This window comes from Variovorax sp. V213 (genome assembly GCF_041154455.1).
GTDB lineage: Bacteria > Pseudomonadota > Gammaproteobacteria > Burkholderiales > Burkholderiaceae_C > Variovorax.
In genome coordinates this window covers 745,587-766,418 of the sequence record NZ_AP028664.1, presented here as the reverse complement: position 1 = coordinate 766,418, position 20,832 = coordinate 745,587, and the positions used below count along the sequence as shown (strand labels likewise).

Here is a 20,832-nt window from a genome sequence, read left to right as displayed (position 1 = left end):
CCCGCGGAACCGGCTTTGCCGGGCCGCTGGATGCGCCCCCCAGTGGGGGGAGGCGCCGAAGGCGCTTCGGGGCCCGTCTAAGTGTCGGAGTGGATGCCCTTCATGATGATCACGCCGCCCAGCCGCGCCGTGTCGGAGCGCATGCGCTTGGCCAGCGCGTCGGGCGTGCCCGGCTGCGCCTGCCAGCCGGTCTTCAGCAGCGCCTCGCTCACTTCGGGCAAGCCCATCGCCTCGACCAGCGCGGCATTGAGCTTGGCAATGGCGGCCGGCTTCATGGCCGTAGGGGCGGCCAGCGCGGTCCAGATCTCCAGATCGGCGCCGCGCACGTCGGCGTCGCGGATCGTGGGCAGGTCGTTGGCCAGCGGACTGCGCTCGGGCGATGTCACGCCGATGGCCTTGATCTTGCCGGACTTCACATGCGGCATGGCCAGGCCGGGCGGCAGCAGCGCCAACTGGATCTCGCCCGCCAGCAGGCCGGCGATCACCTGCGGATTGCCCGTGTAGGGCTTGTGCTGGGCCGTGATGGCGGCGCGGCTCTTGATGAGCTCCATGCCCAGGTGGCCCACGGTTCCCACGCCGGGCGTGCCGTACTTGCCGTTGCTGCTGAGGTTGCGCGTCCACAGCAGCAGGTCGGCCGCGGTCTTGCCCGTGGCATTGCCCGAAACCACCAGCACGAGCGGCGCGGTGCCGATCAGGCCGACCGGTGCAAAGTCTTTTTCCGGATCGAAGCTGAGCTTGGGATTGAGCAGCTTCGCAATGGTGAGGTTGCCGTTGATCAGTGCGCCGATGGTGTGGTCGTCGTTGGCCTTGGCCACCTGGTCCGCCACCAGATTGCCGCTGGCACCGGGCTTGTTCTCGACCGTGACCGGCTGGCGCAGGATCTTCGACAGCGGCTCCGCGATGGCACGGGCTGCAAGGTCGGGCGAGGCCCCGGCGGGAAAGCCCACCAGGATGCGAACGGGCTTGGTCGGCCATGCGGCGTCGCCGCCGGCAGCACCGGCGCCGGTGCGCTGTGCCCATGAGCCCGGTGCAAAAAGCGATGCGGCAACTGCCGCTGCGCCGCCTTCGAGCAGGCGGCGTTTGGTGATCTTCAAGATGACTCCAGAGAGAGAGAAGAGGAGGGACGTTGTTGTCGTTGTACTTACATCACGTTACATGATCAGGATGAATTGCGCAAGTCGATGCGTATTCATGGATGTGGTCATGCGGCCGTCGGCGGCGCAATGCGTCGGCATGCGACTGGCCTGCGTCAACGTTGTGTCCGAAGGTTAACTGCCCACTTACAATCCCTGCCGCATCACCCCTCCCCCCACTACGAGGTCTCGTCCGCAATGCCCAAGAGCCCCCTGCCGCGCGCCCGTTTCAGCTTTTCCCCCACCGTGCGTGCCCTGCTCCTGGCCACCGCCTGCGGCATCGCACTGCCCGCGTTTGCCGCAGCGGAGCACGATGAGGTCGATCGGCTCATGCAGGCCGGCAAGCTCGACGAGGCCATGTCGCGCGCCGACGCCTTCCTGAAGGACAAGCCGAAGGATCCGCAGATGCGCTTCCTGAAGGGCGTGATCCAGCTGGATACCGGCAAGCGCGCCGAAGCCATCGCCGCATTCACGCAGTTGACGCAGGACGCGCCCGAACTACCCGAGCCGTACAACAACCTCGCGGTGATCTACGCGAGCCAGAACCAGTTCGACAAGGCGCGCAGCGCGCTCGAAAGCGCGATTCGCACCAACCCGAGCTATGCCACGGCGCAAGAGAACCTCGGCGACGTGTATGCGCGGCTGGCCAGCCAGGCCTATAGCAAGGCGCTGCAACTCGACCAGAACAACACGGCGGTGCAACCCAAGCTGGCGGTGATCCGCACCTTGTTCACCCCGGCACCGGTGGGCGGTAAATCTGCGGCGGTCGCGCTGGCGGCCGCGCCTGCCGCAAAGACTGCCGCGCCCGCTGCTGCGCCTACGCCTGCACCTGCCGCGAAGACAACTGCCGCCCCAACACCCGCGCCCGTCCCCGTGCCTGCACCTGCACCAACGCCAGCGCCCGTCAAGGCAGCAGCTGCACCCGCGCCGGCGGCAGCGCCGACGCCCGTGCCACCGGCACCGCCCGTGGTGGTGGCGAAGGCGCCCGAGGCTTCGATGCCATCCGCATCCACAGCTGCAGCCGCGCCGGCCGCGGCAGCGGCAGCAACGCCCGGTTCGACGGCCGAGGTGGAATCGGCCGTGCGCGGATGGGCCGCTGCCTGGGCGTCGCAGGACATGGAGCGCTACCTTGGCGCCTACGGCCCCGAGTTCAATCCCGGCGGCGGACAAAGCCGCAAGAGCTGGGAAGAAGAACGCCGCGCGCGGATCGTCGGCAAGTCGAGCATCAGCGTGAACCTCGAGAACCTGGCCATCAACGTCAACGGACAAACCGCGACCGCCAAGTTCCGCCAGATCTATCGCGCCGACAACCTCAACATCTCGAGCCGCAAGACACTGGAGCTGCAGCGCTCCGGCAACCAATGGCAAATTCGCAAGGAAAGCGTCGGGGGGTAGTGGCGGACATCGTCCGGCGCGGCCGGCTTCCGAAGAACCCTCCGTTCCGGCACGGCGGGAACATGCTTGCGGCGCTCGTGGCGGCGTCGGTCCTCTTGCTGGCGGCGCCCGGCTCGGCCACCGCCTCCACCAAGCCAGGCGGCACCTCCACCACCAAGCCGAAGGCCGACGGCAGCCGACCGGCGCACCAGGCCGCCAAAGAAGCGAAACCGCGGGCGAAGAAGGCTGCCGCCGCAGGCACCGCAAACGCAGCCAGAGGATCCACGCCGCGCAAGGCGGCTGCATCTTCGGCCGCCCTTCAGGAAGCCAACGGCGCCGAGGCCCGCCTGATTGCCGTGTATGAACTGTTCGGCCGCGGCCAGGCGCGGCCCGCGCTCGCCAAGGCCCGCGACCTGGTGCGCGACTACCCCAACTTTCAGCTGGCCCAGCTGGTCTACGCCGACCTGCTTGCAACCCAGGTACCACCGGCCCATGCCTTCTCCGATGCCTCGGGCATCGCACGCCTGCGCAGCGATCCGGCCATGGCCGAACTGCGCGAAGAATCGCAGCGGCGCCTGCAGGCCCTGCGCGACAGGCCGCCGGCCGGCACCGTGCCTTCGCAGTTCCTGGCGCTGTCCACGCGCAGCCGTTATGCCATTGCGGTCGATGCCTCGCGCTCGCGGCTCTATCTGCTCGAGAACTCCGACAAGGGGCTGCAGCTGGTGGCCGATTACTACGTGTCGGTCGGCAAGTCGGGCATTGGCAAGGTCGCGGAAGGCGATGCGCGTACACCGCTGGGGGTCTACTACATCACCAGCAGCCTCGATCCGAAGTCGCTGCGCGACTTCTACGGCGCCGGTGCGCTTCCCATCAATTACCCCAACCCGTATGACGTGCGGCGCGGCAAGACCGGTGGAGGCATCTGGCTGCACGGCACCCCGCCCCAGCAGTTTGCGCGCGCACCGCTGGCGAGCGACGGTTGCGTCGTCATGGCCAACCCCGACCTGAAGCAGCTCCTGCGCAAGGTGCAGATCGGCGCCACGCCGGTGGTCACCGCCCGCAGCCTGCAATGGATCTCGCAGCCGCAGGCCCAAAAAGAAGCCCAGTCATTCACCAGTGCCATCGCGGCCTGGAAAGATGCACGGGCCAACGGCAATGAAGCGCAATTGAAGAAATTCTATTTGCCGGAATTCCAGCGCAACAACAACAAAAAATCCCTCGAAGGATTTTCAGTGCTCCACGACGAAGTGGAATACGCCCAAGGCAAGCGTGTCCAGTTCAAGGACATGTCATATCTGCACTGGCGCGACGGCGACGAAACCATGGTCGCCACCTTCGGAGAAGTCTTCGAAGGCGAAAAGAGCGGGCGCACCCGGCGCCAGTACTGGCTGCGCCAAGGCAGCGAGTGGAAGCTCTTTCACGAAGAAATCCTGGGCTGAACCTGACTTTCGGCCCTGCTGGCAGGGGGGTCATGCCCGGAATCCGTGATTTTTTTCTCAGATGCAGGCCCAAACTTGGCCGTTACATTTTGCCTCATGGCATCCGTGCTACGTAACACGTAACGCGCTTGTTCCCGTAACGTCGGCCCTGTGCGCGTTCCGTCCGCACAGTAACGACGTCCCCTGTTCATGGGATGGGTACCTCTGTTGCCAGAGGGAAGAATGGTCGCCGGACTGTTAACTCCTCCTCTGAAATTTGAACGCGTCTTGGGACGACGCGGGGTTGGCCGCGTTCCTGCTTAGGGCCTGCGGCCAGCACAGGAACCTTCCTACCCCATGGGTACCTCTTGTTGATACACAGAGTTACGCCGTATAACATCCACCTGTCGTCACTGTTGTTAACAATTCCTTAAAGGGGAAATCAATGCTTCGCTCTATTACTCGTTTTCTGCGCGATGAAGAAGGTGCTACCGCAATTGAATATGGAATTATTGCGGGATTGATTTCGGTTGTGATGATTACGGCAATTACTGGTAACGACGGAATAGGCGCAAACCTGTCGACTATCTGGACCAACATCAAGACCGCTATCGCTGCTGCTTAAATGGCGCTGCAAGCAATGACATCAGCCTATTTGATGTGGTTGCTTTTCATTGCCGTTTATGACGTCAGGCAACGCCGCGTCCCCAATTGGCTTGTGCTCGCAGGCGCCTTCTTGGCTGTTGCGGCACTGACATTGGGGATGGCGCCTGTTACGCACGACTGGGCTGCCGCCCTGCTCGGTGCAGGCGTGGCTTTTGGCTTTCTGCTGCTTTTCTACGCTCTTGGAGTCATGGGAGCCGGCGACGTGAAATTTGCTGGAGCGCTCGGACTCTGGGTCGGCTTTTCGGCGCTGCTCCCCGTCTGGCTCATCGGCAGCCTCCTCGCCAGCCTTCATGCCGCGCTTTGGCTGATTCTTCGGCGCTGGCCAGTTTTCCCCCGGTTTTCGCTCTTGCTTTTCGGGCCCTGGTCGGCGGCAGATGGCAACCCTTCACCTCCTCGGGTTCGCTTTATTCCCTATGCGGCCTATCTCGCGCTGGCCGCCGCGGTGTGGATGGTTTGGGGTCGACAGAGCGGCTAGTCGCTCCGCCACCACGAGCTGTTCTTCGATAGCTCTCGAATTGCTCCTCCTTGACACGCCGCCCATGATCAATCTCACCAAAATCATCGCCGCCATCCTCGTGCTCCTGGCCCTCGCGCTCGGCGGCTATGCGTGGATGCTCAGCCGCCAGCCCCCGCCGCCCGTCGCAGTCGCCCCCTCTGCCGCCGCTCCCGGCAAGGCTGTCCAGGCGCAGACCTTCCCCGTGGTCGTGGCGGCCAAGCCGCTTCCTGCGGGCCAGGCGATCCCGGCCGATGCACTTCGCATCGAACGCCTGACGATCAATCCCGTGGGCGCCTTCCAGGACACCGCGCTGCTCGCGGGGCGCGTGCCGGTGATCGATCTGGGCGAAGGCTCGCCGCTTCTCCAAGGCCAGCTCGTTTCCGGTCTGGCCCTGCGCGTCGCAGAAGGCGAACGTGCAGTTGCCATCAAGGCCGACGAGATCATGGGTGTGGGCAACAAGGTTCAACCCGGCGACTTCGTCGACGTGTTCCTGATGCTCAAGTCCGACGGCAAGGACATCGACCGCAGCCAGGCGCGCCTCTTCCTGTCGCGCAAGCGCGTGCTGGCCTACGGCAGCGCCTCCGTCGATGGCCTGCCTTCCAAGATGGACAAGAACGGTGGCGCACAGCAGGCCCAGCGCGCCGAGGCGGCCCGGACTGCCGTGCTCGCAGTGCCGGTGGACGATGTCAACCGGCTCACGCTTGCCGAGAACAGCGGCCGCTTGATCCTGGCGCTGCGCAATCCCACCGACATGTCGGAACCCGATCCGAAACTCTTTGCCGAGTTGCCCACCGCCCTGCAGCCGTCTCCGCCAAAAGCCGGCGAACCGCGCCGCCCGCAACTGGAAGGCCTGGACCGCGCGCAGGCCGGCATCACCACGGCGGATTTCGTGACCGGCGGCAAGCCGGGCAGCGCCTCACGCGTGCCGGCTATTGCTGCTGCGCGGATTCCGACGGCTCGCACCGAAGACTCCCGCGGTGGACTCAAGGTCGAAGTCATTCGTGGCGACCGCAGCGAAACCATCAACTACTGATCAGCAACAAGCGGCATGCCCATGCATGCCACGCAGGAAACGAACTCCATGACGATCGCCCCTCTCGCGAAAACAGCCGGTCCGGCCCGTCCACTGCGTCCAGCACTCGCTGTGCTGTGCCTGCTGGCCTCGGGCGTCTGGCCTGGGGTCTCCGCAGCCGCAGATCCGGCAGAGGCGACGTCTCTTCGCCCCGCACTTCAACTGCGGATCGACGCTGGCACTCAAAAGGAACTGCTGATCGGCAAGGGTATCGAGCGCATGGCCATCGCCGACGAGACGGTGGCCGGTGTCGCGCTCACCCGCCAATCGCCCAACTCGCCGGCCGCGCGCCTCATCGTGACCGGCAAGGCTGCGGGGCGGACCACGCTCATGGTCTGGGAAAAGGGCCAGTCGACCGCCACGGTCTATGCGCTCGAAGTGCGGCGCCGCGCCTCCACGCTCTCTGGCTCGCTCAACAGCATGGCTGCGCACCAGGAAGCGCGCGACGCGGCGATGGCCGCCGGCGGAGAAAAGTCGGCACTGATCGACCGCTCCGTCATCAACGTACGAAGCAACACCGTGCAGGTCGAAGTCAAGATCGTCGAGTTCAACCGCAGCGTGCTCAAGCAGGCCGGCCTCAACATCTTCAGCACGCGCGCCAACTCCAACGGCTTCAGCTTCGGCGTGTTCACGCCGTCGTCGCTGCGCTCCGCAACGTTCGGAAGCGATGGCTCGATCAGCGGTGAATACAACAACCCGCTCGCCCAAGCCTTCAGCCTCCTGTTCAACTTCGGCAAGGCCGGGCTCGGCCTGAACGTCGGTTTCCTCGAGGGCAACGGCATGGCCCGCGTGCTTGCGGAACCGACGCTGGTGGCGCTGTCGGGCCAGAGCGCAAGCTTCCTGGCCGGCGGTGAATTGCCCGTGCCGGCACCGCAGGGCCTGGGCACCACGAGCATCGAATACAAGCCGTTCGGCATCGGCCTCACGCTCACGCCCACCGTGCTCTCGAACGACCGCATCGTGCTCAAGGTGGCGCCCGAGGCCAGCGACCTGGACTACACCAACTCGCTCAGCATTGGCGGTGTCGCGGTGCCCGCGATCAGCACGCGCCGGGCCGACACCACGGTCGAACTCGGCGACGGCGAGAGCTTCATCATCGGCGGCCTGGTGAGCCGCACCACGACTTCGAACGCCGACAAGGTTCCATTGCTCGGCGATATCCCGGTGCTCGGAACCTTCTTCAAGCAGAACAAGTACCAGATGAGCGAAAAGGAACTGGTGATCCTTGTCACGCCGCATCTGGTGAAGCCCATTGCGCGCGGCACGGATCTTGGTCCGTACCTGCCGGGTGGTGCCGAGCAACGCGATGGCCCGGTGTGGCGTGCGCATCTGCTGGGGCCGGCCTCGGGTACGACCGTGCCGGGCTTCTCGCGTTGACGGAAACAACCTTCACAAAGCCAGTGGCCGACGCCATGAACGCTCCACGCGACAGCCTTCCCGAAACCGGTGCGGAGACCTATCTCTTCGCATCGCCGAACAGCAGCCACATCACCTGGCTGACCGACGCACTCGGCCGGCTGGGCGCGGTGGTGATCCTTCCATCCGAGGCCAAGTCGATCGACGAGCGCATCGCCATGCTTGGTCCCGCGGCGGTCTTTCTCGATTTCTCGGGAGACCACGCCACTGCGGCAAGCGAACTTCACCAGCGCCTTAAACGCGAGTGGCCAACGCTGCCGGTGCTGGCGACAGGCGTTTCGGCCGAGCCGGCTTCCATGCTCGCCGCGCTGCGTGCAGGGGTGGACGATTTTGTCGACATGAGCGCACCGCCGACCGATGCGATCAATACGCTGCGCAAGCTGCTCGATCGTCAAAGCAGCATGCAAAGCCGCGCCCGCGGATGCACGCTTGCGCTGCTCGGCGCCCGCCCCGGCATCGGCGTGACAACCCTCGCGGCCAGCCTTTCTCTGATGCTCAACGACCAGCTGTCTCAGTCGGCCACGCTCCCTCATGGTCGCAACACGCGCCGCGGAGTTGCGTTGCTCGATCTCGGGCTGCCCGCCCGCGACGGTCTTCTGTATCTCGACACCCAAAGCGGCTTCAGCTTTGTCGATGGCGTGCGCAACCTGCGACGCCTCGACCAGACGTTGCTGCACACCGCGGTGGCCCACCACACGAGCGGCGTCGCTGTGCTTCCACTGCCGACGAGTCTCGCGCAGGTACGCGAGATCTCGCATGCGGATTCGGTGGCGCTGATCAAGCGGCTCGGCGACTTCTTCGATTTCCAGATCGCCGACCTCGGCGGCTTTTCGACCCTTGACTTTGTCGCCCAGACCGTGAAGGCAGCCCAGCGCAGCTGGGTGGTGTGCGACCAGAGCATCGGTGCGATCGTCTCCACGGCGAACATGCTCAAGGAACTGCGCGCGCGCGGCGTCGAGACTGATCGGCTGTCGCTCGTGGTCAACAAGTTCGACAGCCAGGTCGGGCTGCCGGCCAAGGACATTGCCGAGCGGCTCGAACTGCCGCTGCACCATGTTGTGCCGGCACGCAGCACGCAACTGCTGGCGGCCGCGAGCCGCGGCGAAATGCTGGTGCGCACCGCACGCAACGACGCGTATTCGCAGGCCGTAGCCGGCCTCGCACGCGGACTGAACCAGGAATACATGTCCGAAGCAGGCCAGGCGCCGGCCAAGGAATCCAGCTGGGTCGCGCGAATGTCGCAAATTGCCGGCTTCTGGAAAAGCTCTAGTCAAGGTTGAACCGCCCCATGTCCAACGATCTCGAATTCGCCGACGACGACCAGGCGTTCATCAATTCCCAGCAGTTCCAGGACATCAAGAGCTGGACGCACGACCACCTGCTGAGCCGCATCGAAGAGCTCGGCGCGGAGTTCGGCCGCTGGTCGCGCGCGTCGATCCAGCAGTTCGTCGAACTGGAGGTCGACAGCTTCGTCCGGCTGCGCCGCGTTCCGATCAATGACCGCGAGATGCAGCTCATCTCGGATGCACTGACCAAGGAGCTTGCGGGCTTTGGCCCGCTGGAAGACCTGCTCAACGATCCCGCCGTCGAAGACATCCTGATCAACGGCTACCAGAACGTGTACGTGTCGCGCCACGGCATGCTGGAGCGCGAGACCGTGCGCTTTGCCGATGCAGAGCATGTGATGCGCATCGTGCGCCGCATCCTCGCGCCGCTCGGGCGCCGGCTCGACGAATCCAACCCGATGGTCGACGCGCGCCTGCCGGATGGCGGCCGCATCAACGTGATCATCGAGCCGCTGGCAATCGACGGGCTCTCGGTTTCGATCCGAAAGTTCCGCAAGGAGCCGCTCACGCCGGCCGATCTGGTGAAGCTCGGCACCTTTGACGCGGGCATGGCGCAGTTGCTGGAGATTGCCGTGCGCGCGCGCTGCAACATCCTCGTCAGTGGCGGCACCAGTTCGGGAAAAACCTCGCTGCTCAATGCGCTAGCAACCTTCATTCCCGCGCGCGAGCGCGTCATCACCATCGAAGACACGGCGGAGCTGTCGCTCGGCACCAGCCACGTCGTTCGGCTCGAAAGCCGCCCCGGCGGCTTTGACGGCACGGGCGTGGTGTCGATCCGCGACCTGCTGCGCAACAGCTTGCGCATGCGGCCGGACCGCATCATCGTGGGCGAAGTGCGCGGCGCCGAAGTCATCGAGATGATGCAGGCCATGAACACGGGCCACGAAGGTTCGATGGGCACCATCCACGCGAGCTCGCCGCGCGAATGTCTCTACCGGCTCGAGATGCTCGCGGGCTTCGCCGGCTATCAGGGCAGCGAGGTCAGCCTGCGCCGGCAGATCGCCAATGCCATCGATTTCATCGTGCAGATCGGGCGTCTTTCAGGTGGCCAGCGTCGAATCATCTCGCTGAGTGAAGTCACCGGCGTCAACGACAACGTGGTCGCGATGCAGGAGCTTTACCGCTACGAACCGATTGTGTCGCCCGATGGCGAGGAACGCGATCGATGGATTTCGCTCGGCATTGCGCCGCATTCGCCCAAGATCACGCGCTTCCGCCAGTCGCTGTCGCGGACCCAGCAGGGAGACAACCGTGGCTAAAGTCCTGCTGACAGTGGCTTGCATCGCGCTGCTGCTTGCGGCCGCGGGGCTGCTGCTGTGGCAGTGGGCAAAGGGGCGCCAGGCACGCCAGGCGGCGGAGCGGCACCTGAACCAGCAGATTCTGGCCAGCACCGCCGCTGCGGCGCCGCTGCCAATGCCTTCGAGGGATCCGGCCAACGACAGTCTCATGATGGGCGTGACCACGGACCCATGGCTCAACGCCGACGCAACCACCCCGGCCACCGCCCCCCCCGGGCTTCTTGAAAAGGCCCTGCCCGAATGGCTGATAGGCGTGATCGATGCGCGCACCGCCGCGCTGGGCCTGGCCGCCATCGTGGCGCTGGCCGCGATCGCCGGACTGTTTGGGGGCTGGATCGCGGCGTTGAGTGCGCTCACCCTGTTGGTGCTCCTCGCCGTATTCGCGGTCTGGCTGCGTCTGCAGAAGTTCCGCCGAAAGATGATCAGCCAGCTGCCCGCATATATCGATGCGATGGTGCGGCTGATCACCATCGGCAACTCCACGCAGGCGGCGTTTCAGCTTGCGATCGCCACCACGGAGGCTCCGCTGCGAGCCCAGCTGGAACGTTCGGCATCTCTGGTGCGCGCGGGCATGGATCTGGACCGCGCCTTGCACCAGACAGCCAGCAATGTCCGCATCGAGGAGATGTTCCTGCTGGCCTCCATTCTCGGCCTGGGTGTGCGTTACGGCGGACGCTCCGACCTGCTGCTGGAGCGTGTAGGCAACTTCATGCGCGACCGCGAGCAGGCAGAGCATGAGCTGCTCGCCATGTCTTCTGAAACCCGGCTGTCTGCGTGGATCCTTGGATTGCTGCCTGTGAGCGTGGGCGCCTTCTTCATCCTGACCAATCCCGGCTACTTCCTGGGGATGTGGAACGACGGGACCGGTCGAATGATGGTCCTCTCTGCAGGGGGCTTTCAGTTGTTTGGCGCGGCGCTCCTCTACCGATTGGCAAAACTGACATGACCATGACCTCCGATCAACTGGCGATCGTTAGTCTGACGTTGTTGGCCCTGGGTTTGATGGCTGGCGCTGGCGCGCTGATTGCGGCCGAGTTGCGACGCACACGCAGCGGCAAAGTCATCGACCGTGCCATCCAGCAGGTCGTGACGGCTCCGCAAGCATCGAGAGCCTCCGCCGATTCGACCGCAGAGACCGGCGCCTCGGCGAAGCCGGACATCGAACTGCCGTTCCACTGGCTCGATTCAAGAATCGGTCGGGCATTCGTGGCAGACGAAGACCGGAATCTCATCGACCAGTGCGGCCTTTCCTCGAAGCGCGCTCAGCTGATCTTTCTGGTGACCCGTGTTCTTCTGGCATTCTTTCTTCCCTTTCTCGCCTATGTGCTGTGGAGCGCAGGCCATCAGCAGCGCACTGTCACCATCGTGCTGGCGGTCGCACTCGTCACGGGCTTCATGGCGCCGAAATGGGTGCTCGGACGCTTTGCCGCCTCACGGCGCGAGCGAGCGAACCAGGAGCTTCCGCTGTTCATCGATTTGCTGCGCCTTCTGCAAGGCGTTGGCCTCAGCCTGGACCAGAGCCTGCAGATCATGGCCAGCGACTTCTCGCATGTGCTGCGCGTGCTCGGCTACGAGTTGACCTTGGCCAACAACCTGTACAGCCGCGGCCGCAGCCGCGAGCATTCGCTGCAACGCCTTGCGACCTTGCACAAGAACGAAAACCTGCGCGGACTCGTGTCCTTGCTCGTGCAGGTCGACAAGCACGGCGGCGCCGTACAGGAACCGCTTCGCATCTTCAGCGATCGGCTGCGCGAACACCGGCGTTCCGAAATGAAGGAAAAAATCGGAAAGATCACGGTGAAGATGACTGCCGTCATGGTGACCACCCTGCTGCCCGCACTGGTCATCGTCACGGCGGGCCCCGCCTTTCTTGCGATCTTCCGCGCACTGGGAACCGCCGCCAAATGAAACCATCCGCCCTTTGCATGGGCTTGCAGCCCGCCCGCCGTGTACTGGCTTTCGCCACCGCCGCCGCTGTGTCCCTCTCTGCCGCAGGCTGCGCCGGCCTCAAGGATCAATACGCCGCCAGCGCCGATGCGCAACAGCGCAAGGCTGCCGAGGCGGCTGCGGATACGAAAGCAGGGGCGTCCGTGGACACCCAGGCCACATATCTCAGGCTTGTCGAGCAGATGCAGAAAGAAGACCTGTGGTTTGCATCGCTCGCGCACATCGACGCGCTCGAACAGCGTTGGAGCGTATCGCCCGAGTCCTCGCGCGCGCGTGCTGAAGCGCTGCGCCAGACAGGGCAGGCTGCCGCCGCCGAGACCGCGTACAAACGCCTGATGGGCACGCCGCTGGAAAGCGCGGGCTATCGTGGACTGGGCCTGCTCGCAGGCGCGCGCGGCAACTACGCCGAGGCGGTGCAGTTGCTTTCACAGGCGCAGCGCCGCACGCCGACCGATGCGCTGTTGCTGAGCGATCTCGGCTATGCCCAGCTGCGCGCCGGCCAGATCGACCAGGCGCGGCTTCCATTGATGCAGGCGCTCCAGTTGCGTCCGGACAGCACGCAGGCACAAGCCAATCTTGCGCTCTATCTGGAAGTAACCAATCAGCGGGATCAAGCCACAGCGCTGATGGACGCGAACCGCATGTCCGAAACAACGCGCATGGCCGTGCGCGAAGCGGCGCAGCAGCTGCGTGCACCAGGCGGACTGGCCGCCCCCATCGTTGCCGCGGCACCGGCCTCGACCCGCGGTGAGCCGATTGTTGCGCCCCTTGCTCTCAAGCCGTCCCGGTGGACAGGCGCGGGCAGCACGAGGACTGCGATCCAGACGAATCCGCCGGCGTCGAATGCCGAAGCGCCCTTCTCCCCGAACTCGATCCCACGAGGTACACCATGAACCCCGAATCCACCGAACGGATCGCCTCGCTGCCCGTTCGTGCGGCCTTGACCGCCGCACTTCTCTTCATGGCAACGAACGCCTTCGCGCAAGCGAATACGGGCAGATCAGATGATGCGGGTGCAAAGGCCGTCGCGATGCCAACCGTTGCCCAGCCCATACAGAATCAGGCCGCGCCGGCCGAGGCCGAAGAACTCGACCCACCGCCACTGCTGCTCGGTGATGCGACGCAAAACCTGCTTGCCTGGCAACGCAGCGGAGAAATTGGATCGCCCACGCCCCGGCCTATTGCCGGAAGCGTTGCCAGTCGCAGCTACGAGCGCTACATCAAGAGCTTCGAACATCCGATTCCCGAGCACCTTGGCTCGACGGTGACCAAGTCCAATGGTGGCGGTGGTTCTTCGTCCGGGTCTCGTTAAGCAACGAGCCCGATCCGCGTCGCAAAGAGAAACACGATGGAAATACGCGACCACGCAAAAAACGGGCGTGCCCAGCGCGGGGTGTATGCGATCGAGTTTGCGTTTGTGTTCCTGATCGTCTTTGCGCTGCTTTATGCCGTCATCTGCTACGGCTTCTTGTTAACGATGCGCATGAGCCTGCAGAACGCCGCGGAAGACGGTGCCCGCGCCGGGCTGCGCTATCAGAGCGGGCTGAATACAAGAAAAGAAATAGCCCGCGGTGTGGCGGTCGATCGCTCTGGCTGGTTGCCTGCGTCTCTGAAAGCGAATCTGGACGTCGTGGCAGACATCTGCATCGCTGGAGCAGATGACTGCCAGCAAGAGGAACCTGATTGCAGGTTGGCTTGGAGCAACCGTTGCCAGATGGTCGTCACGGTCACGGTCGACGGCATAGAAGCGCTGTTCCCCGCTTTTCCCAGCTTTGCCGTGCCCGACCGGGTTGCGGGCAAGGCCAGCATGTTGCTCGATGGAAGGTCGTTGTGAAGTCCGCTCGCCTGAAACTCGAACGGGCCATATCTCGCCAACAGAGAGGCGTCGCAGCAATCGAGTTCGCCCTCGTCTTCAGCGTCCTGTTCCTGGGCATCTATGGCCTCGTTACGTTCTGCGGCGTTCTCTATGTCCAGCAAGTTGTCTCCCGGGCAGCGGAGGATGGCGCGAGAGCCGCTCAATTTTTTCGCAGCGACACGCCTGCCGCGGACCTGCAGGCCAATGTTCGAACGGCGATCTACCGGTCGCTGGCACTCTCGATGATTACCCCTGCCGCTGCGGGCACTGCTCCCTCGTCGAAAGAGACATGGCTCCGCATAAAGATGGCCGACGCCCCTCCTGAAGTGAACTTTTCATCTGGCGAGGTTGCAGTGAAAGTGACCTACCCGTACCGGGCCAATCCGCTTTTACCGCCCATTCCTCTCACCGGAAGCTGGATGCCCGACCGCCTGCTTGGCAAGGCCACGGCGACCAGATCCTCTTCGTAGCGGCGCAAGATGCATCCATTCAATCGAAGAACTCCAGGTCGGCAAAGCGGGTCGGTAGTCATCAATTCGGTCATCGCTTTGAGTCTTCTGGTGATCGTTCTCGTGGGCACCGAGCTGGGCTACCTGTTCTTTCTGAAACGCGAACTTCAGAAGACGGCGGACCTCGCTGCACTGGCGGGTGCACAGGTGCTCGAAGGAGATAGCTGCATGACTGCAACGGCGGCAGCAATTGCCAATGCTGCACGGAACTTTCCGACTGGACTGGCCCCGGTCGCAGCAGACAGCGTGGTGTGCGGCCATTGGGATCCCGCATCCAGGCCGACGGCTCCGCACTTCGGGCCGCCGGAGAGCGGCCAAAAATTCAATGCCGTGCGAGTCACCATCAACAGAACTCCGGCGCTGCTGCTTGCAGGTATTCCCGGCAACCAGCCAAGACCTGTTGCCGTCGACGCTTTGGCGGCTCAACGGCACCCGTTAGCGGCCTTGAATATTCGCAGCACGCTCGTCAGCGTGGACACCCAATCTCCTTTGCTCAACGCGGTGTTCGGCGGGCTTTTGGGGGGCAGCCTCAACCTCGACGCTGTGGGTTGGAACGGCTTGATCACCACCGAACTCAAGTTGCTGACTTTTCTCGACGAACTGGCGCTTGAGCTGGGTATCGGGGCCGGGAAGTATGACCAGGTTCTGGCCGCCGATGTTGCGGTGGGCACGTTGGTACAGGCCATGATCAATGCACTCCAACGGAACGGGGGTACGGCCCAAGCGGCGATCGACGCTCTCAACCTGGTGAAGATCGCTGCCAATGCCGCCCCCGCCCAGCCTCTGCTGAAGCTCGGAAACCTGCTGGGCGCGCAGGCCGGCACCGATGCGGCGGGGTTGGACACCAACATTCAGGTTTTCCAATTGCTGCAGGGCGTGGTCCAAGCAGCCAATGGAAAAAACGGGGTGGTCGCAGATGTAAACCTTGCGGGGGTTAGCGCCAGCATCAAGGTGATCGAGCCGCCGCAAATGTCTGCCGTGGGCAATCCGGCACTCGCCAAGCTCAATCCCACCGGACCAAACCAGATCTACGTGCGAACGGCCCAGGTCCGGACATTCTTTTCGATCGATCTGCCAGCCTTAAATGGAGTGAGTGATGTAGCCAACGCCGTTCTTGCAGCGGCTACGCCCGTCACCGATCTGCTGAACAATCTTCTCAGTCTCAATCTCGTGACTGGGCTCACGAACCTCCTCAACTGCGTTCTGGGATGTACGCGAGATGTGACCGACATCAAGATCCTGCCGGCACCGCTGAGGCTCGACATCAGCCTGGATGCAGGGGGTGGTTCATCTCACGTGACGGATTTCAATTGCGCAGCAGATGCAAAGTCACTCACCGCGCAAACGGTTACCTCGATCGCAAACTTGCGTATCGGCAACTTGGGTGCGACAGTTGCGCTTGCAAAGGCCAACGCCTTTGCATCGAGTACAGCGCCAGTGGTCAGCTCGTTACCGATCATCGACATCGGCTCTCAGTCGTGCGTACTGGGACCGCTCGGTATTGGCAAGCTCAGCTGCGATACCGCGCATCGCAAGGCCTTCTACGGCGGCGGCCTCGGACTGAAAGCTGAGCTTCCCATCGGCGCAACGACCCAGTCGCAGTTCTTTCAGAATCCGCCCGACCTGGACGGGCAACCTGCATACCTTGCCATTTCGACGCAGAACGTTGTGAACAGCTTGAGCAACACTCTCTCGGGTTTGAGCAATCTGATGACCACCATTCCGCCAACGGCGCCTAATGGTGGCCTTCCGGGGGTTCTCACAGCGTTGACCAACACACTGAGCGGGGTCGTCACTGCTCTTCAAGGCGTAGTCTCGGATTTACTGGGTCCGTTGCTTGATCCATTGTTGACCGCTTTGCTGGGCGACGTGCTTGGCGCCAGCCTCGCCCAAACGGAAGTCGGTGCCCGCCTGAGCTGCTCCAAGGGTGCCGAACTCGTTTATTGACACGCATAATTTTCGACATGAGTTCCCCCCCCAACTTCGACGAACTCGACCTCTTTGTCTGGGAAGGCAAGGCCGACATCCTCGATCGTATCGCGCGGTGCATGGCGAGCTTCGACGTCGAGGTGATCCGGGCCGACGGCATGCCGCCTCCTCAGCAGGAGCGCGGCACTGCGCTTCGGCCTTCGGTCGCGATCATCAGCGTCACGGTCATCGACGGCGGGGGGCTGGCGCATGCCACCGAACTGCTGCAGGGCATGCCGGTGATCTGGGTGGCCGCGGCTTCGCGGGACCGCGACTCGCGCACTTACCCGCCCGAGTACCTGCACGTTCTGCCCTACGACTTCACCTGCGCCGAGTTGCGCACGATGGTGGCCAAGCTGGTGCGGCAGCTGCGCGCGCGCGACGTGGCGCCGCAGGCGCCCGACGTGCTGGTGGCGCATTCGGAGGCGATGAAATCGCTGCTCGCCGAAGTGGGCGCCTTTGCCGACTGCAACCACAGCGTGCTGGTGCGCGGCGAAACGGGGGTGGGCAAGGAACGCATCGCGCAGCAACTCCATCTCGGGCACCAGCACTACAGCAAGGGCGCGTTCGTGGCGGTGAACTGCGGCGCGATTCCCGACGGCCTGTTCGAGTCGCTCTTCTTCGGCCACACGAAGGGCTCGTTCACCGGTGCCGTGCATGCGCACCGCGGCTACTTCGAGCAGGCGACGGGCGGCACGCTGTTTCTCGACGAGATCGGCGACCTGCCGAAGTACCAGCAGGTCAAGCTGCTGCGCGTGCTCGAGGACAACGCGGTCACGCGGCTGGGTGCCACGGCGCCGATTCGCGTCGACTTTCGGCTGGTGGCCGCCACCAACCGCAACCTGCGGGAGATGGTGGCGAGCGGCGAGTTCCGTGCCGACCTGTTCTACCGGCTCGCGGTGATCGAGCTGCATGTGCCCAGCCTCGAAGTGCGCGGCGAGATCGACAAGATCGCGATCTTCAAGGCGCTGCTGGCCAATGTGCTGGGCGACGAGCTCGAAGCGTTGGGCGAAACGCCGCACTGGCTCAGCGACGCGGTCGCGGAGACCTACTTTCCGGGCAACGTGCGGCAGCTGCGCAACCTGGCCGAGCGCGTGGGGGTGATTGCGCGGCAATTGCACGCGTGGGACCAGAACCTGATCCAGCGCGCCATTGCGCTCACACGCGGCACGCCGACGCCCACTGCAAGCTCTAGCGACAGAAATGGGTACAACGGCGGCGGCAACGGCATCGCGCTCGATGGCAATGGCGACCGCAAGGGTTGGAACAGCAGCGAGCGCAACCGCATCATCGCGGCGCTGGAGATCAACGACTGGAAGCGCCAGGACACCGCGCAGCATCTGGGCATCAGCCGCAAGGTGCTGTGGGAAAAGATGCGCAAGTATCAGATCCTGGACGGCGAACCCGGCATCCCCGAGGATGCCTGAGCCCACCCCGGCTTACTAACGGATCGCCAGGCGATCGGCTCGGCGCAGCGGCGGGTTCGATGCGGTCGCGGCGGCGCCGCGGTCGGTCACGGGCTCGCTGGCACAGCTCGCATTGCTCGAGATGCACAGCGCGGTGAGCAGGCCGTCTTCGCTCAGCGCGGGGCGGCCCGGCGGTCCGAAGATGCGGTCGATCCAGGCATTGCTCGCATCGGGATCGATCCGCAGCTCACCCGTGGTGCGTGCAAGGCGCAACTCGCTGATGCGAAGGTCGAACACGGCATCGACATAGTCGAACAGCAGGTTGTAGTAGTCGAGCTGCGCGTCGAGCACGGCGGGCAAGGTCTCGCGGCCGAACTCCATCAGGCGGCGCCGGCCTCGAAAAGCCTGGCCCGAGGTGCTGACGGCTTCCATCAGCTGCCGTTCGCGTTCGCGTCCGGACACCGTGCGCGACCATGAGGCCGACGTGAGTTCCAGCAGGTTGAGCTTCACGCCCTCGAGCTTGGCTTCCTGGTTGGCGACTTCGGCCAGTGCCGACTTCAGCCGCAGTTGCCGGTCGAAGCCGTTGCCGAAGTTCCAGTTGAGCTCGAAGGCCGCACGCGTCGGGTCCTGCGGCGACACGCCGCGCGGATCCTTGCTCTTGACGACCACCGCGTCCACCGTCGGGTAGATGCTCGCTTCCTGCTGGTCGACCAGGGCCTGGGCCCGCGCCACGCGGCCCTTGGCTTCGGCGATCTCGGTGCTGCGTTCTTCCGCGCGCCGCAGGGCTTCGTCCTGCGAGGCGATGCGCCAGAACGCAGGTGCCGCGAGCACGGGCAGCGAATCGGTGTTGGGCGTGAACTTGAAATACGTGTTGAACTTGGCCAGCGCCTCGTCGCGCTGGGCCTGGAAGTCGGACTCGCGTGCGGCCACGCTCGCGCGGCGCGCGGCCGCCATGTTCAGGTCGTTCTCGCCGGCGGCGCCGAGCGCAACGCGGCGTGCTTCGGCTTTCGAAAGCTCGGCCACCACCTCGGTGGATTTGCGCGCGATCTGCTTCTTCAGGTCGAAGCGCTGCACCTGCAGATAAGCGGTCAGCGCATCGAGCACCACCTTCTGCGACGTAGTCACCACGGCCTCGTCGTCGGCCTGGTTTCCCGCTTCGGCAGCGCGCACCGCGGCGCTCATGGCGCCGCCGTCGATCAGGCTTACGCGCGCCTCGGCGGTCAGCACGGTGTAGTTCTCGCTCCTGGCATTGGCCGCGCCGCTGTTGTAGGTGCCGGACGCGGTGCCCATCTTGAAGCGCGGGTAGCGGGCCTTCTTCGCGGCATCCACGCCAAAGCTGCTGGTGTTGGCGGCGGCCTGCGCGGATTGCACTTCGGGGTAGTCCTGCGAGAGCAGGATGAGTGCCTGCTTCACGCGCTGGGCATAGCTCGCGGCGCCGATCGAGGGCGCGGAAAGGCGGCGTGCGGCCATCAGCTGCGCCGGCACTTCCTGCTGTTCCTGCGCGATTGCGCCCGGCGGAATCGCGAAGCTGGCGCACAGTGCCGTGCACAGGACACCGCGGCCCATTCGGCGCCGGCCCGTCAAGATGCTCGCCCTCATGGTTCGCGGAAGGCTTCGCGCCGCAGCTTGAGCACCGGACGAAGGATGTACCAGATGAACGGATCGGTCCCCACCTTCAGGTCGACCTCGGATTCCATGCCGGCGGTGATGCGGTTCTCCGGCTGCCCCACATAGGCCTGCCCGGTGCTGATCAGGATGCGGTAGTAGGGTGCCGCGTTGGCAATGGCCGGGTCGCGGTCGGCATCGGCGGCCACCAGCGTGACCTTGCCTTCGACGGCGCCGTAGCGAAGGTAATCGTAGGCCGTGACCTTCACGCGAGCCGCCTGGCCCACCTCGACAAAGCCGCGGTCGTTCGGGTTCAGGCGCGCCTCGATCATGACCTCGTCCTTGTCGGGCACCACTTCCATGATGGCTTCGCCGGGCTTGATGACCCAGCCCGGGCTGCCGCTGCGCAGCCCCTTGACGATGCCGTCGGCAGGGGCCTTCACGATCGTGCGGGAGCGCTGCGTGCGTGCGCGCGCCAGGTCTTCGCTCAGGCTCGCGAACTGGCGCTCCACGGTCGCGAGTTCGTCCGATGCGCGGCGCCGGAATCGACCTTCGGCCTCGGCCATCTTGGCCTGCGCCTCGGTGATGGCCGCGCTGGCCGAGATGGCGCCCTGGCGCGCCACCGCCAGCTCGCTTCGCACGCCCTCGACCTGCCTGCGCTTCTCCAGCACCTCGACCTGTCCGACCAGCTTTTCGCTCAGCAGCTGCTCCGAGATTTCAAGTTCCTTCTGCATCAGCGCCAGGCGGTCGTTGAGGCCTTTCACCTTGGCCTGCTGCTCGAGTTGCTTGCTGCGTGCCTGTTCCAGGCCCGACACCGCGCCTGCCATCACGCCGCGCTGCTCGAGCGCGCGCGCTTCGTACGCGCCGGCTTCGCCTTCCAGCACACTCGCGTCGATGTCGGCGGCAAAGCTCTCGCGCCTGAGGGCCTGGCCGCGGCTCTCGGCCATGAGCCGGACGCGGGTGGCCAGCGTGGCGGCATGCCGCGCGGTGAGTTCTTCGAGGTTGAGGCCGCTGCCGCCAAGGTCGATCTCGACCAGCGACTGGCCCTGCTTCACGCGGTCGCCTTCCTTCACCAGCACGTTGCTGACAATGCCGCCTTCCAGATGCTGGATCGACTTGACGCGGTCCGATGGAATCACGCGGCCGGGCGCCACCACCACGGTCTCCATGGGAAAGCCCAGGCCGACCACGGCCAGCACCGCGACCACGCCGCCGATCACCCACTGGCGGCGCCTGCCCTCGGGCGATGCATGCGCCGCGCGCCTCTGGTCTTCGTCCTGAAGTATCTGCGGCAGGTCTGATTTCAATTCGCGGTCCCCGTTG

19 protein-coding genes are annotated in these 20,832 nt (G+C 64.7%); 16 read left to right on the top strand and 3 right to left on the bottom strand.

What is annotated here, in order from left to right; genetic code table 11:
- Positions 1-77: 77 nt before the first annotated feature.
- Positions 78-1,094 carry a Bug family tripartite tricarboxylate transporter substrate binding protein gene (locus ACAM55_RS03685; protein WP_369654721.1) on the bottom strand — a complete coding sequence of 339 codons (1,017 nt, stop codon included), beginning with the start codon at positions 1,092-1,094 and terminating at the stop codon, positions 78-80.
- A 237-nt stretch (positions 1,095-1,331) separates the two neighbouring features.
- Between ACAM55_RS03685 and ACAM55_RS03680 the strand changes: the two genes are divergently transcribed.
- The 16 genes from ACAM55_RS03680 (at position 1,332) to ACAM55_RS03605 (ending at position 17,925) form a co-directional block, all read left to right on the top strand.
- Positions 1,332-2,528 (top strand): tetratricopeptide repeat protein, encoded by a 1,197-nt coding sequence (locus ACAM55_RS03680; RefSeq protein WP_369654720.1) that lies wholly within the window; start codon positions 1,332-1,334, stop codon positions 2,526-2,528.
- A 62-nt stretch (positions 2,529-2,590) separates the two neighbouring features.
- Entirely contained in the window at positions 2,591-3,946 is a 1,356-nt protein-coding gene (locus ACAM55_RS03675; protein ID WP_369654719.1) for a murein L,D-transpeptidase family protein, read from the top strand.
- Positions 3,947-4,370: 424 nt separating this feature from the next.
- Positions 4,371-4,550, top strand: coding sequence for a Flp family type IVb pilin (locus ACAM55_RS03670; protein WP_369654718.1), 180 nt, complete (start codon positions 4,371-4,373; stop codon positions 4,548-4,550).
- Positions 4,551-5,066, top strand: a complete 516-nt coding sequence (locus tag ACAM55_RS03665; RefSeq protein ID WP_369654717.1) for a prepilin peptidase — start codon at positions 4,551-4,553, stop codon at positions 5,064-5,066.
- A gap of 64 nt (positions 5,067-5,130) precedes the next feature.
- On the top strand, positions 5,131-6,120 hold the full coding sequence (gene cpaB / locus ACAM55_RS03660) for a Flp pilus assembly protein CpaB (RefSeq protein ID WP_369654716.1): 990 nt from the start codon (positions 5,131-5,133) through the stop codon (positions 6,118-6,120).
- A gap of 48 nt (positions 6,121-6,168) precedes the next feature.
- Positions 6,169-7,536, top strand: a complete 1,368-nt coding sequence (locus ACAM55_RS03655) for a type II and III secretion system protein family protein (protein ID WP_369654715.1) — start codon at positions 6,169-6,171, stop codon at positions 7,534-7,536.
- 35 nt (positions 7,537-7,571) lie between these two features.
- Positions 7,572-8,855: a CpaE family protein gene (locus ACAM55_RS03650; protein WP_369654714.1), complete on the top strand. Its 1,284-nt coding sequence runs from the start codon at positions 7,572-7,574 to the stop codon at positions 8,853-8,855.
- Between the two features lie 8 nt (positions 8,856-8,863).
- Positions 8,864-10,180 (top strand): CpaF family protein, encoded by a 1,317-nt coding sequence (locus ACAM55_RS03645; RefSeq protein ID WP_369654713.1) that lies wholly within the window; start codon positions 8,864-8,866, stop codon positions 10,178-10,180.
- Entirely contained in the window at positions 10,173-11,165 is a 993-nt protein-coding gene (locus tag ACAM55_RS03640; RefSeq protein WP_369654712.1) for a type II secretion system F family protein, read from the top strand. Before ACAM55_RS03645 ends, ACAM55_RS03640 begins: the two co-directional genes overlap by 8 nt.
- The gene (locus tag ACAM55_RS03635; RefSeq protein WP_369656329.1) at positions 11,162-12,127 is read left to right on the top strand and encodes a type II secretion system F family protein; all 966 of its coding nucleotides are present in this window, start codon (positions 11,162-11,164) and stop codon (positions 12,125-12,127) included. The genes ACAM55_RS03640 and ACAM55_RS03635 overlap by 4 nt, the downstream gene beginning before the upstream one ends.
- Positions 12,124-13,059, top strand: a complete 936-nt coding sequence (locus ACAM55_RS03630; protein ID WP_369654711.1) for a tetratricopeptide repeat protein — start codon at positions 12,124-12,126, stop codon at positions 13,057-13,059. The genes ACAM55_RS03635 and ACAM55_RS03630 overlap by 4 nt, the downstream gene beginning before the upstream one ends.
- Positions 13,056-13,478 carry a DUF3613 domain-containing protein gene (locus ACAM55_RS03625; RefSeq protein WP_369654710.1) on the top strand — a complete coding sequence of 141 codons (423 nt, stop codon included), beginning with the start codon at positions 13,056-13,058 and terminating at the stop codon, positions 13,476-13,478. The genes ACAM55_RS03630 and ACAM55_RS03625 overlap by 4 nt, the downstream gene beginning before the upstream one ends.
- Positions 13,479-13,514: 36 nt before the next feature.
- Positions 13,515-14,000, top strand: a complete 486-nt coding sequence (locus tag ACAM55_RS03620) for a TadE/TadG family type IV pilus assembly protein (protein WP_369654709.1) — start codon at positions 13,515-13,517, stop codon at positions 13,998-14,000.
- Positions 13,997-14,491, top strand: coding sequence for a TadE/TadG family type IV pilus assembly protein (locus ACAM55_RS03615; protein ID WP_369654708.1), 495 nt, complete (start codon positions 13,997-13,999; stop codon positions 14,489-14,491). Before ACAM55_RS03620 ends, ACAM55_RS03615 begins: the two co-directional genes overlap by 4 nt.
- 9 nt (positions 14,492-14,500) lie before the next feature.
- A complete protein-coding gene (locus tag ACAM55_RS03610; RefSeq protein ID WP_369654707.1) occupies positions 14,501-16,477 on the top strand; it encodes a TadG family pilus assembly protein in 1,977 nt (658 codons plus the stop codon).
- 17 nt (positions 16,478-16,494) lie between these two features.
- On the top strand, positions 16,495-17,925 hold the full coding sequence (locus tag ACAM55_RS03605; protein WP_369654706.1) for a sigma 54-interacting transcriptional regulator: 1,431 nt from the start codon (positions 16,495-16,497) through the stop codon (positions 17,923-17,925).
- 15 nt (positions 17,926-17,940) lie between these two features.
- Here ACAM55_RS03605 and ACAM55_RS03600 read toward each other — a convergent pair whose 3' ends face one another.
- Positions 17,941-19,503: a TolC family protein gene (locus ACAM55_RS03600; RefSeq protein ID WP_369654705.1), complete on the bottom strand. Its 1,563-nt coding sequence runs from the start codon at positions 19,501-19,503 to the stop codon at positions 17,941-17,943.
- Entirely contained in the window at positions 19,500-20,816 is a 1,317-nt protein-coding gene (locus tag ACAM55_RS03595; RefSeq protein WP_369654704.1) for an HlyD family type I secretion periplasmic adaptor subunit, read from the bottom strand. Before ACAM55_RS03595 ends, ACAM55_RS03600 begins: the two co-directional genes overlap by 4 nt.
- Positions 20,817-20,832: the final 16 nt, after the last annotated feature.